Origin of the sequence: Pedococcus sp. NPDC057267 (assembly GCF_042668795.1) — a bacterium.
Lineage (GTDB): Bacteria > Actinomycetota > Actinomycetes > Actinomycetales > Dermatophilaceae > Pedococcus.
Genome location: NZ_JBHUYG010000114.1, coordinates 1 through 12,743, shown reverse-complemented (window position 1 = coordinate 12,743; position 12,743 = coordinate 1). Strand labels below are relative to the sequence as shown.

11 protein-coding genes, 1 tRNA gene and 1 pseudogene are annotated in these 12,743 nt (G+C 73.8%); 8 read left to right on the top strand and 5 right to left on the bottom strand.

The window, feature by feature from the left end; translation table 11 throughout:
• Positions 1–46: 46 nt before the first annotated feature.
• Entirely contained in the window at positions 47–607 is a 561-nt protein-coding gene (locus ACFUC1_RS18280) for a type 1 glutamine amidotransferase domain-containing protein (RefSeq protein ID WP_379122351.1), read from the bottom strand.
• Positions 608–663: 56 nt separating this feature from the next.
• Positions 664–2,094 (bottom strand): PLP-dependent aminotransferase family protein, encoded by a 1,431-nt coding sequence (locus tag ACFUC1_RS18275; RefSeq protein ID WP_379122349.1) that lies wholly within the window; start codon positions 2,092–2,094, stop codon positions 664–666.
• Between the two features lie 80 nt (positions 2,095–2,174).
• On the opposite strand from ACFUC1_RS18275, the gene ACFUC1_RS18270 reads away from it, so the two are divergent.
• The 4 genes from ACFUC1_RS18270 to ACFUC1_RS18255 all read left to right on the top strand — a co-directional run bounded on the left by ACFUC1_RS18270 (position 2,175) and on the right by ACFUC1_RS18255 (position 5,813).
• Positions 2,175–3,506 carry an amino acid permease gene (locus ACFUC1_RS18270; protein WP_379122348.1) on the top strand — a complete coding sequence of 444 codons (1,332 nt, stop codon included), beginning with the start codon at positions 2,175–2,177 and terminating at the stop codon, positions 3,504–3,506.
• Positions 3,433–4,182, top strand: coding sequence for a YdeI family protein (locus tag ACFUC1_RS18265; RefSeq protein ID WP_379122346.1), 750 nt, complete (start codon positions 3,433–3,435; stop codon positions 4,180–4,182). The genes ACFUC1_RS18270 and ACFUC1_RS18265 overlap by 74 nt, the downstream gene beginning before the upstream one ends.
• A 25-nt stretch (positions 4,183–4,207) precedes the next feature.
• Positions 4,208–5,437 carry a deoxyguanosinetriphosphate triphosphohydrolase gene (locus tag ACFUC1_RS18260; RefSeq protein WP_379122344.1) on the top strand — a complete coding sequence of 410 codons (1,230 nt, stop codon included), beginning with the start codon at positions 4,208–4,210 and terminating at the stop codon, positions 5,435–5,437.
• A 70-nt stretch (positions 5,438–5,507) separates the two neighbouring features.
• A complete protein-coding gene (locus tag ACFUC1_RS18255) occupies positions 5,508–5,813 on the top strand; it encodes a hypothetical protein (RefSeq protein ID WP_379122342.1) in 306 nt (101 codons plus the stop codon).
• 35 nt (positions 5,814–5,848) lie between these two features.
• Here ACFUC1_RS18255 and ACFUC1_RS18250 read toward each other — a convergent pair whose 3' ends face one another.
• Genes ACFUC1_RS18250 through ACFUC1_RS18240 form a run of 3 tightly spaced genes read right to left on the bottom strand, consistent with a single transcriptional unit; the run spans position 5,849 to position 9,468 of the window.
• Entirely contained in the window at positions 5,849–6,883 is a 1,035-nt protein-coding gene (locus ACFUC1_RS18250; RefSeq protein ID WP_379122340.1) for an ABC transporter ATP-binding protein, read from the bottom strand.
• Positions 6,880–8,391, bottom strand: coding sequence for an ABC transporter permease (locus tag ACFUC1_RS18245; RefSeq protein ID WP_379122338.1), 1,512 nt, complete (start codon positions 8,389–8,391; stop codon positions 6,880–6,882). The genes ACFUC1_RS18250 and ACFUC1_RS18245 overlap by 4 nt, the downstream gene beginning before the upstream one ends.
• A gap of 45 nt (positions 8,392–8,436) precedes the next feature.
• Positions 8,437–9,468, bottom strand: coding sequence for an iron ABC transporter substrate-binding protein (locus ACFUC1_RS18240; RefSeq protein WP_379122336.1), 1,032 nt, complete (start codon positions 9,466–9,468; stop codon positions 8,437–8,439).
• Positions 9,469–9,623: 155 nt separating this feature from the next.
• On the opposite strand from ACFUC1_RS18240, the gene dnaG reads away from it, so the two are divergent.
• The 4 genes and pseudogenes from dnaG to ACFUC1_RS18220 form a co-directional block, all read left to right on the top strand.
• A complete protein-coding gene (gene dnaG / locus ACFUC1_RS18235) occupies positions 9,624–11,561 on the top strand; it encodes a DNA primase (protein WP_379122334.1) in 1,938 nt (645 codons plus the stop codon).
• Positions 11,561–12,097 carry a hypothetical protein gene (locus tag ACFUC1_RS18230; RefSeq protein ID WP_379122332.1) on the top strand — a complete coding sequence of 179 codons (537 nt, stop codon included), beginning with the start codon at positions 11,561–11,563 and terminating at the stop codon, positions 12,095–12,097. The genes dnaG and ACFUC1_RS18230 overlap by 1 nt, the downstream gene beginning before the upstream one ends.
• Before the next feature lie 88 nt (positions 12,098–12,185).
• Positions 12,186–12,258: transfer RNA gene (locus ACFUC1_RS18225), tRNA-Asn, on the top strand.
• Between the two features lie 126 nt (positions 12,259–12,384).
• Positions 12,385–12,743, top strand: a pseudogene (locus ACFUC1_RS18220) (hypothetical protein); the annotation flags it as partial.

Below are 12,743 nucleotides of genomic sequence, written 5' to 3'. Positions count from 1 at the left end.
GGCCAGAACCGCTGCGATCGCTCAAAGACGGCGGGGAAGGGGCCGGTCAGGCGTTCTGCGCGGCCGCTCCGTGGCTGAGCGCCTCGAGCAGCGCGTCGTTGAACGCCGGGATGTCGTCGGGGTTGCGGCTGGTGATGAGGTTGCCGTCCTGGACGACCTCCTTGTCGACCCACTCGCCACCGGCGTTGCGGATGTCGGTCTGCAGGCTCGGCCACGAGGTCAGCGTGCGGCCCTGGACGACGCCGGCCTCGACCAGCGTCCACGGCGCGTGGCAGATGGCGGCGACGGGCTTGCCGCTGGCGACGAAGTCGCGGACGAAGCCGACCGCGGTCTCGTCGGTGCGCAGCGCATCGGGGTTGGCGACGCCGCCGGGCAGGACGAGGGCGTCGTAGTCGTCCATGGACGCGTCGCCCACGGCGGTGTCGACCGGCCGGGTCTCGGCCTTGTCGAGGTGGTCGAAGGTCTGCACCTCGCCGGTCTCGGGGGACAGCAGCTTGGGGGTGGCTCCGGCCTGCTCCACGGCCTTCCACGGCTCGGTCAGCTCCACCCGCTCGATGCCCTCCTTGGCGACGAGGAAGGCCACGGTCTTTCCACTCAGGTCTGTCATGGCTCCACCCTCCGTCGGGCCACCTGACCTCGCAATTCGTGGAGCAGTGGCCGGTCTCACAGCACCTCGGCGAGCCTCTCGACGGCTTCCTGCATCCGCTCGGCGGGCACCCGCCGGAAGCCCATGGCCAGGCCGGGGCGGGGGTCCGAGCCGTGGAAGCGCGGCGACACCGGCTCCACCGTCACACCGGCCCTCGACGCCGCGGCGGCCAGCGCCACGTCGTCCCGCCCTGCGTCTGCGAGCCAGGCGCAGACGTGCAGGCCGGCCGAGGACGGCACCACCTCGAGCATCCCCTCCGGCAGGTCGTCCAGCGCGGCGAGCAGGGCCGCGCGGCGCTCGGCATACACCGCGGTCACCCGGCGCACGTGGGCGGCGAGCAGCCCCTCACCGAGGAAGCGCGCGAGCGCGCCCTGGGTGACGGCGTCGCCCTGCCAGTCGCTGAGCAGCTTCGCGGCCCGCACGGCGTCCTGCACCGATCGCGGCGCGACGACGTACCCGACCCGCAGCGACGGCATCAGCGTCTTGGAGAAGGACCCGACATAGACGACCCGGCCGTCGCGGTCGAGGCTCTGCAGCGGCGCGAGCGGCCTGTCCTCGTACCGGAACTCGCTGTCGTAGTCGTCCTCCACGACGACGGTGTTGCGCCGGGAGGCCCACTCCAGCAACGCGATCCGTCGCCGCAGCGACATCACGGCACCGGTGGGGAACTGGTGCGACGGCGTGACATAGACCATCCGGGCGCGGCGAGGCAGTGCCTCGACCACCAGGCCCTCCTCGTCGACGGAGACGCCGACCACCGTCGCGCCGTGCGACGCGAAGAGGCGCACCGCCGCGGTGTAGCCGGGGTCCTCGACGACGACCACGTCGCCCGGCTCGACCAGCGCGCGGGTGACGACGTCGAGACCCTGCTGGGCGCCCCCGGTGAGCACGACGTCGTCCGGCCCGGCCACCACCGACCGGGACTGGCCGACGTGCCGCGCGACCTCGCGCTGCAGGTCCGGGTGACCGCCGCCCGCGTACGCCGATGCGTGCAGCAGCGACGGCCGCAGGGTGGCCGAGACGAGCCGGCGCCAGGTGGCGAGGGGGAAGAGGCTGGTGTCCGGGCCGCCCACCGACAGGTCGAACCCGGCCGGCGTGACGTCGAGGACCGGCGGCGGCAGCGACGACCAGACCTGGCGCGGACGCACCTCCCCGACCGGGGCCCGGCGCGAGCGGTGGGGCTGCACCTCGGCGGCCACGTACGTGCCCGAGCCGACGCGGCTCTCCAGGAACCCTTCCGCCGCGAGTCGGTCGTATGCCGTGGCGACGGTCCCGCGCGCCACGCCCAGCCGGGCGGCGAGCTCGCGGGTCGGGGGGAGCCGGTCGCCGGGGGAGAGCCGCCCGTCGAGGATCGCGTCGAGCAGGGCCCGGTACAGCCGTACGGTGCGGTCCCCGCCGGTGCGCCGGTCGTCACCCGGGTCGCGGCCGAGGTCGAGGTGGAGCTCCATGGCGCCACCGTAGATTGGCCCAAATGACCTGCCAAGAGTTGGCCCTTCTGGCCGGGCCAATGCGCGAGCAGGATCGACCCATGAGCACACGACTGTCCGTCGCCCAGGGAGCCGCCCTGTCCATCGGCGCGGTCCTGGGGACCGGGGTCATCACGCTGCCCGCGCTCGCCGCCGGGATCGCCGGCCCGGCGTCGCTGGTCGCGTGGCTGGCGCTCGTGCTCCTGAGCGTCCCGCTGGCGCTCACCTTCGCGGCGATGGGGGCGCGCTTCCCGGACAGCGGTGGGGTCTCGACCTACGTGGGCCGGGCCTTCGGCACCAGAGCCGCCGGGGCCGTCGGGTGGTGCTTCTACTTCGCGATCCCCGTGGGCGCGCCCCCGGCGTCGCTCATGGCCGGCGGGTACGTCGCCGACGCGGTCGGGGGCGGTCGCTGGACGGCGGTCGTCGTGGCGGCCGCGCTCATCGGGGGAGTGGGACTGGTGAACGCCGCCGGCCTGCGCCTCTCGGGCCGGGTCCAGCTCGTGCTCACCGGCGTGCTCGCGACGCTCATCGCCGTGACCGTGGCGGCGGCTCTGCCCCACGCCCGGTGGGACCACCTCACGCCGTTCGCCCCGCACGGGTGGGCCGCCGTGGGCACTGCCGCCGCACTGCTCGTCTGGGGGTTCGCCGGATGGGAGGCCGTCGCGTCCCTGGCCGGCGAGTACCGCACGCCGCGCCGCGACGTGCCCCGCGCGACCGGCATCGCGATCGTCGTCGTCGGCGTGCTCTACCTCGCGCTGGCGGCGACCAGCCTGCTCGTCCTGGGTCCGGCCACCGCGCGCAGCGAGGCCCCGCTCTCCGACCTGCTGGCGGCCGGGATGGGGGGCTCGGTCCGCGTCGTCACCGCCTTCGTCGCGGTGCTCCTCACGGTCGGTGCGATGAACGCCTACTTCGCGGGTGGTTCGCGCCTCGGCGCCGCGCTCGCCCGAGAGGGCGCCCTCCCCGTGGCGCTCGCGCGCGGCAGCGGCCCGGGCGAGGTCCCACGACGGAGCCTCGCGCTGGTGGCGGCCCAGTCGATCGCGTGGCTCGTCGCCGCCGAGGTGCTGCACCTGGGCCTGACGCCCCTGATGCTGATGGCGACCGGCTGCTTCACCCTCGTCTACGTGCTCGGCACGGGTGCGGCCGTCCGCCTCCTCCCGCGGGGTGGCGCCGCCTGGTGGACGGCGGTGGTCGCCCTCACCTCCGTGTTGGTGCTGCTCGTCATGAACGGCTGGCACGTCGTCTGGGCCCTCGGCGTGGTGGTCGCCTCGCTCGCCTGGCAGCGCGCTGCCGCGCGTCGGCGGCGCGTGGCACCCTTGCGCCATGGCACGGCGCTACGCGGCTGGGACGCCGGGCGGGACCCCGGAGAGGCCTGCGACGTTCTTCAGCGGGCCTGAGGAGTTCCGGGCCTGGCTCGAGGCCCACCACGAGACCGAGTCCGAGCTCTGGATGGGGCTGCACAAGAAGCACGTCGCCGAGCGCGGTCTCCTGTGGGAGGACGCCGTCCTCGAGGCGCTGTGCTTCGGCTGGATCGACTCGGTGGCCCAGCGCATCGACGAGGACACCACGCGCCAGCGCTGGACGCCGCGCAAGCCGGGCAGCACCTGGTCGCAGATCAACATCGCCGCGGTCGAGCGCCTGACCGCCGAGGGGCGGATGAGGCCGGCCGGCCTCGCCGCCTATGCCCGGCGGCGCGAGGACCGCTCGGGCACCTACTCCTACGAGGGCGACGAGCGCGAGCTCGACCCCGCCCACGCCGCACAGCTCGCGGCCGACCCCGCGGCGTCGGCCTTCTGGCGCGAGGCGACGCCGTCGTACCGCCGGGTCGCCGTGCACTGGGTCACGAGCGCCAAGCAGCAGGCCACCCGGGACAAGCGGATGGCGCAGCTCGTGGCCGACAGCGCCGAGGGCAGGCTCATCGGCCCGCAGCGGTACGGCGAGCAGCCCAAGTGGGTCGAGCGGGCGGCCGAGGCCGCCCGAGCTGCCGCGGCACCGGCCGGGTCCGCGACGGCTGAAGACGATGGCTCCGCGACGGCTGCGGTCGACGGGCCCGGGGCGGCGGGCGACGCCTGACCCGACGGGATCTAGGCTCGGCCCCGTGGCATATGCCGAGGCCGACCGGGAGCGCTGGGTCCGCGAGGACCCCGTGACCAAGCGCGCCGACCGCGACGACTTCGCCCGCGACCGCGCCCGGCTCCTGCACTCCGCCTCGCTGCGCCGGCTCTCGGCCAAGACGCAGGTCCTGCAGCCCGGCGACGACGACTTCGTCCGGAACCGGCTGACCCACTCCCTGGAGGTCGCGCAGATCGGGCGCGAGTTCGGCGCCGCCCTCGGCTGCAGCGCCGACGTGGTCGACACCGCCTGCCTCGCCCACGACCTCGGCCACCCGCCCTTCGGCCACAACGGCGAGCAGGCGCTCGACGCGCTCGCGGCTGGCATCGGCGGGTTCGAGGGCAACGCCCAGACCCTGCGCCTACTGACCCGGCTCGAGCCCAAGCGGGTGCACCCGGACGGCCGCCCGGCCGGGCTCAACCTCACCCGCGCGAGCCTCGACGCGTCCACCAAGTACCCGTGGCCGCGTGGCGAGGGCCCTTCCGGCACGACCAAGTTCGGTGTGTATGCCGACGATCTGCCGGTCTTCGAGTGGTTCCGCGGCGACCGGCCCCCAGGGCGTCGCTGCATCGAGGCCGACGTCATGGACTGGTCCGACGACGTCGCCTACTCCGTGCACGACGTCGAGGACGCGGTCGCCTCGGGGCGGCTCGACCTGCGCCGGTTGCGCGACGCCACCGACGTCGACAGCGTCCTCGCGGTCGCCACCGGCCTCTACGCCGCCGACCTCGGTACCGACGCCCTCGGCGCCGCGCTGGAACGGGTGCTGGCCAGCGGCGCGGTGCCTGCCGCATACGACGGCTCGCGGGCGGACCGCGCAGCGCTCAAGGACATGACCTCGCGGCTCGTCGGGCGGTTCGTCCTGGCCGTGGAGCGCGCGACGCGCGAGCGGCACGGTGACGGCGACCTCACGCGGTACGACGCCGCGCTGGTGGTGCCGGACGACACCCGGGCCGAGTGCGCCGTCCTCAAGGCGGTGGCCGCCCACTTCGTCATGCACGCGCAGGAGCGGCTCGACGTGCTGGCCGGGCAGCGGCAGGTCGTGCGCGACCTCGTGGCGGCGTACCTGGCCGACCCCGTCGGCCGGCTCGACCCCGACCTGCTCACCGACTGGAAGGAGGCGCCCGACGACGGCGCCGCCCTGCGGGTCGTCGTCGACCAGGTCGCCTCGCTCACGGACGTGCGCGCACTCGCGCTGCACGCCGCGTGGAGCTGACTTCGCCGAAGTGCTTGCGGTGGTGTGCACCGGTCTGGCTCACTGGTCCCACCTGGGGGAGGGGGACGTCGTGGAGGGCATGACGGACAGGGGCACGGTCGTCGGCTACCCGCGCGCCGAGGGGGAGGGGCTGCCGCACCTGCTGGCGCGCACCCCGCCGTCGCGACCACCGGTCTGGCCGCTGGTGGTGGCTCTCGTGCTGGGCCTGTTCCCGCTGTTCGTCCCGTTCGCCGTCTGGGCGACCATCGACTACTGGCGCCGGCCGCTGAGCCAGTCGCGGTGGCGGGTCGTCGCGGTGGTCCTGCTCACCTTCGGCCTCGCGAACTTCGTGGCGTTCCTCGTCTACGGCTACGGGCGGCACTGGGTCGTCGGCTGACGTCCCGCACCCCCCGCGTCCGCCGTGGGAGGTGGTCAGCCGGCGAAGGCGCGCGCCTGGCCGACGACCGACAGGCCGACGATGGACCCGGCCGGCGGGACCTCGTGGCCGTTGACGCGGGCCGTGACGACGGTGCGGTCGGCCTGCAGCCGCAGGGCGACCAGCGCGTCGTGGCCGAAGTAGGTCGTCGACACCACCTCGGCGCAGGGCGTGCCGGGCGACATGGTGCGCAGCTGGATCTGCTCGGGGCGCAGCAGCACGTCGACCGTGCCGGCCGGCGCCGGCTGGTGCACCGGCAGCGTGCCGAGCGCGGTCACGACGGAGGTGCCGTCGGCGCGCCCGCGCAGGAACACCGCGTCGCCGAGGAAGGCGGCCGCGTGCCGGTCGGTCGGGGTGGCGTACACCTGCGACGGCGTCCCTACCTGGGAGAACCGTCCCTCGTGCATGATCGCGACCTGGTCGGCGAAAGACAGCGCCTCGGCCTGGTCGTGCGTGACGAGGACGACCGTGACGTCCTCGTGGGCGAGGGCGTCCGACACCGCCTCGCGGGTCGTGGCGCGCAGCCCGGCGTCGAGGGAGGAGAACGGCTCGTCGAGCAGGACCAGCGTGGGCTTGCGGGCCAGCGCCCGGGCGAGGGCGACGCGCTGCTGCTGGCCGCCCGAGAGCTGGTCGGGGCGACGGGCCGCGAGGTCGGGGGTGAGGCCGACGAGCTCGAGCAGCTCGGACACGCGCTCGCCGGCGCGGCGGGCGGCGCGCGGCAGGCCGTAGGACACGTTCTGCCCCACGGTGAGGTGCGGGAAGAGGTTGCCCTCCTGCGCGACGTAGCCGATCCCGCGCCGCTCGGGGGCGACCCAGCGTCCGGGTCCGACGACGACGGTGTCCCCGAGCGTCACCGTGCCCTCGTCGGCGGGCTGGAAGCCGGCGATGACGCGCAGCAGCGTGGTCTTGCCGCAGCCCGACGGCCCGAGGATCGCCGTCGTCGAGCCTGACGGCACCTGCAGGTCGAGGCCGTGCAGGACGGGCCGGCCGTCGTAGGACGCGGCCACCCCCTCGATGCGCAGCGTGGTCACAGTGCGGGCTCCTCGTCGTTCCGTCGCAGCAACAGGTAGGTCAGGGGTGCGGACACGAGCACCAGCGCCGCGGCATACGGTGCTGCACCCGCGTAGTCGATGCTCTCACTCGCGCTCCAGAACGCCGTCGCCAGCGTCTGCGTGCCGGTCGGCGCGAGCAGCAGCGTGGCGGTGAGCTCGGTCGACGTCGCGATGAACACCATCGCGAACCCGGCCAGCACACCCGGGGCGGTCAGCGGCAGCGTCACCCGGAGGAACGCCCGCATCGGACGGTCGCCGAGCGCCCGTGCCGCGTCGGTGAGCTCCTCGGGCGCCTGCGCGAGCGAGGCCCGGATGCTCACCATGGCGCGCGGGATGAACAGCACGACGTATGCCGCGACGAGCACCGCCGCGGTCTGGTAGACGGGCCGGGCGTACCGCACGGCGAGGGTGACCAGGGCGAGGGCGATGACGACACCGGGCAGCGAGGACGCGACGTAGGTTGCGCGTTCGACGAGCACCGACAGCCACGAGCGGCGACGGGCGATGAGCCAGGCGACCGGGAAGGCCGCCACGACCGACACGAGGCCGGCGAGCACGGCCAGGCGCAGCGTGCCCCACAGGGTCGAGACGAGCTCCGCCGGGTCGAAGGTGCTCTCGGTCAGGCCACCCGAGCCGGCGCGGAACCAGTAGACGAGGCTGCCGAGCGGCACCCCGAGGGCGAGGACCGTCAGCAGCGCCATGCCGGCCAGGGCCGGCACGGTCCAGCGGCCGAGGCGTGCAGGCAGGGCCCGGCGGGTGGTGCCGCGGCCGAGACGGGCGTACCGGGTGGTGCCGCGCAGGAGCTGCTCGGCGGTCAGCAGCGCCAGGCACAAAGCGATGAGCACCAGCGCCAGCAGGCTGCCGGCGGAGTTGGAGAACGCCACCTGGAACTGCTCGAGGATCGCGGTCGTGAAGGTCGGGAACCGCAGCATCGCCAGCACGCCGAACTCAGACAGCAGGTGCAGCGACACGAGCAGCATCCCGCCGAGGGCCGCCGGCCGGAGCTGGGGGAGCACGGCCCGGAAGAAGGCCTTCCAGGGCCCGAGCCCGAGCGAGCGGGCCGAGTCCTCCAGCGACTGGTCGAGCCCGCGCAGCACCGCCGCCACGGGCAGGAACACGAACGGGAAGTACGACAGCGTCGTGACGAGGACGGCCCCGTCGAGGCCTTGCAGGTCGGGCCGCACGGTGACCCACGCGTACGAGTTGACGAAGGCGGGCACGGCGAGCGGCGCCACCATGAGCACCCGCCAGAACCGCGCCCCCGGCAGCGAGGTGCGCTCGACCAGCCACGCGGTCCCGATCCCCAGCACCGTCGTGAGGGTCACCGTGCAGACGACGAGGCCGGCGGTGTTGCGCAGCAGCTCACCGACGCGGGGGCGCCACAGGAGGTCCCACGCCGCCGCAGGCCCCACGTCGAACGCCTTGACGACGACGACCACCAGCGGGACGACGCACAGCGCCGCCACGGCCAGGGCCGCGACGGTCACTGCTGCGGGGGTGGGTCCCGCGACGGGGCGAGGGGAGCGGGCCACCTAGAGGATGCCCGCCTGGGTCATGAGCTCGATCACCTTCGGGCCGTTGAGGGTGTAGGGGTCGACCTTCGGTGCCTCGAGGCTGTCCAGCGGCTCCAGCGCCTTGTCCGAGGCGACCCCGTTGCCGACGGCGTACTCCTTGGCGTCACTGGTGGCGAGCATCTGCTGGCCCTCCTTGCTCGTGACGAAGGCGAGGAACTTCTGGGCGTTGGCAGCGTGCCTGCTCGACTTGAGGACGCCGCCGCCGGAGATGCTGACGAACGCACCGGGGTCCTGGTGGCGGAAGTAGAGCAGCTTGGTGTTCTTGCTCCCGGCCTTGGTGAGCGCCTGGTCGCGGTACCAGTAGTAGTGGTACATGATCCCGACCGGGACCTGGCCGGCGTTGACCGCCTTCATCACGGCGATGTTGTTCTGGTAGACCTGCGCGCCGTCCTTGAGGCCCTTGAGCCACGCGGCGGTCTTCTGCTCCCCCTGGGTCGCGAGGATCGCGCTGACGATGGCCTGGAAGTCGGCGCCGCCCGCGGCCGCGCCCCACTTGCCCTTCCACGCCGGGTCGGCGAGATCCATGATCGACTTCGGCAGCTGCGACTCGCTGATCTTGCTGGGGTTGTAGACGAGGACCGTCGAGCGGGCGGCGATGCCCACCCAGTCGTTGCTGCTGGGGTGGTATGCCGCGCCCACCTGGGCGATGGTCGCGGGGTCCACCGGGGCGAGCAGGCCCGCCCGCTGGACGGTCGTCATCGCGGGGGAGTTCTCGGTGAGGAACACGTCCGCCGGGCTCTTGGCGCCCTCCTGGACGATCTGCGCTCCCATCGAGGAGTCCGAGCCGTAGCGGATCTGGACCTTGATCCCCGTCTTCTCCTGGAACCGCTTCGCCCACGCCTGCGTGAGGTTCTCGTGCTGGGCGCTGTAGATGGTCAGCTTCTCCGGGTCGAGCGAGCCCTTGGCCTCGAGGCTGCCGCTGCCGCAGGCCGCGAGGGCGAGGGCGGCGGTCGAGGCGAGGGCGACCAGGACGGTGCGGCGAGCGAGCACGCGGGTTCTCCAGACTCGGATCGGCTTGCAAAGGCAAGGCTTACCTTACCTGCGGTGTCGTGACCTTCCGAATCGGGTGGCGGCGGGGACCGTGTGGAACTGGCCACATGGGCTCGCGAGCCACCACCTAGACTCGGGCGCGAACAGGAGGGCCAGTGGCGGGTCGGATCAAGACCGACGACATCGCGCTCGTGAAGGAGCGCTCGTCGATCGAGGACGTCGTGCGCGAGCACGTCACGCTGCGCCCGGCCGGCCCCGGCTCGATGAAGGGCCTGTGCCCGTTCCACGACGAGAAGACGCCCTCCTTCACGATCCGCCCGGCCGTGGGCGCCTGGCACTGCTTCGGCTGTGGCGAGGGCGGCGACGTCATCTCCTTCGTGCAGAAGGTCGAGCACCTCACCTTCACCGAGTCGGTCGAGCGGCTGGCGGGCAAGCTCGGGCTCGAGCTGCACTACGAGGAGGGCGGGCGCCCGCGCGACGGCGAGAGCCTGGGCCGCCGGTCCCGGCTGGTCGAGGCCCACCGCGCGGCGCAGGAGTTCTACCTCGAGCGGCTGCTGGAGTCGCAGGAGGCGCGGATCGGCCGTGATTTTCTGCGCGAGCGCGGCTTCGGAGGCGACGCGGCCCGCCGGTTCGGGGTCGGCTTCGCCCCGCGCGGCGGCGAGGAGCTGAGCCGGCACCTGCGCGCCAAGGGCTTCAGCGACGAGGAGCTCGTCCTCGGGGGACTGTCCGGGCGGGGGAGCCGCGGCATCTACGACCGGTTCCGCGGGCGCCTGGTCTGGCCGATCCGCGACATCACCGGCGACACCGTCGGCTTCGGTGCGCGCCGGCTCTACGACGACGACCGGATCGCGGCGAAGTACCTCAACACGTCCGAGACGCCGATCTACAAGAAGTCGACCGTGCTCTACGGCCTCGACCTGGCGAAGAAGGCCATCGCGGCCGAGCGCAAGGCCGTCGTGGTCGAGGGCTACACCGACGTCATGGCCTGCCACCTGGCGGGCGTCGAGGGGGCGGTCGCCTCCTGCGGCACGGCGTTCGGCGTCGACCACATCAAGGTGCTGCGGCGGATCATGCGCGACGAGGCGGACCTCGCCCCCGCCCGCGTCGTCTTCACCTTCGACGGCGACGCCGCCGGGCAGAAGGCCGCCATGAAGGCCTTCGGCGAGGACCAGCGCTGGGCCTCCCAGTCGTTCGTCGCCGTGGCCGAGGGCGGCATGGACCCGTGCGAGCTGCGGATCGCCCAGGGGGACGACGCCGTGCGACACCTCGTCGACGACGCCGTGCCGATGTTCGAGTTCGCCGTGCGGACCACCATCGCCCGGTTCGACATGTCGACGGCCGAGGGGCGGGTGCAGGCCATGCGCGCGGCCGCGCCGATCGTGAACTCGATCCGCGACAGCTCGATGCGCCCGGAGTACGTCCGCACCGTGGCGGGGTGGATCGGCGTCGAGGTCGAGCAGGTGCAGGCCGAGGTCGCCCGTGCCGGACGGATCGCCGCCCGCGACGCCCAGAAGGACGTGGGCCCGAGCGCCAACCTCCCGGACGCCGACGCCGTCCCCGAGCCCTCCGAGCAGGAGGCACGCGCGGCCCTGCCGCCGCCGGACCTGCGCGACCCGATCGTCTTCGCCGAGCGCCAGCTGCTGCAGACCGTCCTGCAGTACCCCGGCAGCTTCTCGCCCGCCGACCTCGATGCCATCGAGCCGACGGCCTTCACCGCCCCCGCCCACCGTGCCGTGTTCGACGGCATTCGCGGCGCCGGTGGACCGCAGCCGGGGCTCTCGGCGAAGGCGTGGGCCGACCGCGTCACCGAGGCCGCCCCGCTGTCCGTGCGCGGCCTGGTCGCCGAGCTCGCCGTCGCCGCGCTGCCCACCCGGATGGACAAGGCCACCGGCCTGCCCGAACGCCGCTACGTCGACGCGCTGCTCGTGCGTGTCCAGGAGGTCACCCTGACCCGCAAGATCGCCGACGCCATGTCCGCCATGCGCCGCATGGCGGCCGACCCGCACAGCGACCCCGCCCGGGCGCGCGCGCTCAGCGCCGAGCTGCAGGACCTGCAGCGCGAGCTGGCCCAGCTGCGCGAGAGGGCCTCGTGATGGCCCTGTCACTGCGCCGCCGGCCCCGGCTGGCCCCCGGCGTCCGCTCCGCGATCGAGCTCGGCCCGGGGGAGCGCGTCCTGTCGTGGGGCGAGGAGGAGGGCACCGGCACCACCGTCGTGGCCACCAACCACCGCGTGTATGCCGTGGCGGCCGGTGACGGGGGCAGCGGGCCCGCCGGGGTGGCCCTGCGCCGCCCCTGGCACGAGGTCGACGCCGGCACCTGGTCCTCCGAGCTCGGCCAGCTGACGGTGACGTGGGTCGACGGGGCGCGGCCCACCCAGTGGACGCTGGGGGCGACGTCGATGGTGCCCGAGACCGTCAGGGAGCGCGTCCAGGCCAGCGTGGTGCTCACCCACCGGGTCGACCTGGGTCGCCGGCGCACGGCGCGCGCGGTGATCCGCCAGGAGCTCGCGACGGGCGCGCTCGTCGAGCAGGTGCTCCTCGGCAGGGGCACCCCGGCGACCGACGCGGAGGTGTCGCAGGCCGCCGAGGCGGCCCTGGCGTACCTGCGCGAGCAGGTCGGGCTGGCCTGACCCGGAGGCGGTCCGCCCCGTTTTCAGAACCGCGCGCATCCTTTGCTATGGTTGCGCAGCGCTGAGGGCGGGATGCCGCCGAGGCCATTCCCCCGTAGCTCAATTGGCAGAGCATTCGACTGTTAATCGAAGGGTTGTTGGTTCGAGTCCAACCGGGGGAGCCCCCGACAAGAGGTCCGCGGATGTCCGCGGACCTTTTCTCGTCCCGGCGTAACCTGGGCGCGCTGTCGGCGATGACCGTACGTGAACGGTCCGAAACGGACGCCGCCGCAGGAAAGGTTCCCCCCATGCCCGCATTCCCCCGTACCCTCGCCGGCCGTCGCCGGGTGTATGCCGCGGTGGCCGTGGCCGCCGTGTGCGTCGCCGGAGCCGCCGCGACGGCAGCGACGGCATCACCGTCACACCTCTCCCACCAGCAGGTCAGCGTGACGCCGGCCGGGGCGAGCACCACGCAGGCGCCCGAGCCGACCGAGACCGAGAGCCCGGAGCCCACCGAGACGCAGGCGCCCGAGCCCACCGAGAGCCCGGAGCCTACGGAGACGCAGGCGCCCGAGCCCACCGAGACGGAGAGCCCGGAGCCGACGAGGACGGAGGCGCCCGAGCCCACCGAGACGGAGAGCCCGGAGCCGACGAGGACGGAGGCGCC

Coding starts and splice junctions, on each gene's coding strand:
- ACFUC1_RS18280 (WP_379122351.1), bottom strand. CDS start 607: ATGACAGACCTGAGTGGAAAGACCGTGGCCTTCCTCGTCGCCAAGGAG.
- ACFUC1_RS18275 (WP_379122349.1), bottom strand. CDS start 2,094: ATGGAGCTCCACCTCGACCTCGGCCGCGACCCGGGTGACGACCGGCGC.
- ACFUC1_RS18270 (WP_379122348.1), top strand. CDS start 2,175: ATGAGCACACGACTGTCCGTCGCCCAGGGAGCCGCCCTGTCCATCGGC.
- ACFUC1_RS18265 (WP_379122346.1), top strand. CDS start 3,433: ATGGCACGGCGCTACGCGGCTGGGACGCCGGGCGGGACCCCGGAGAGG.
- ACFUC1_RS18230 (WP_379122332.1), top strand. CDS start 11,561: ATGGCCCTGTCACTGCGCCGCCGGCCCCGGCTGGCCCCCGGCGTCCGC.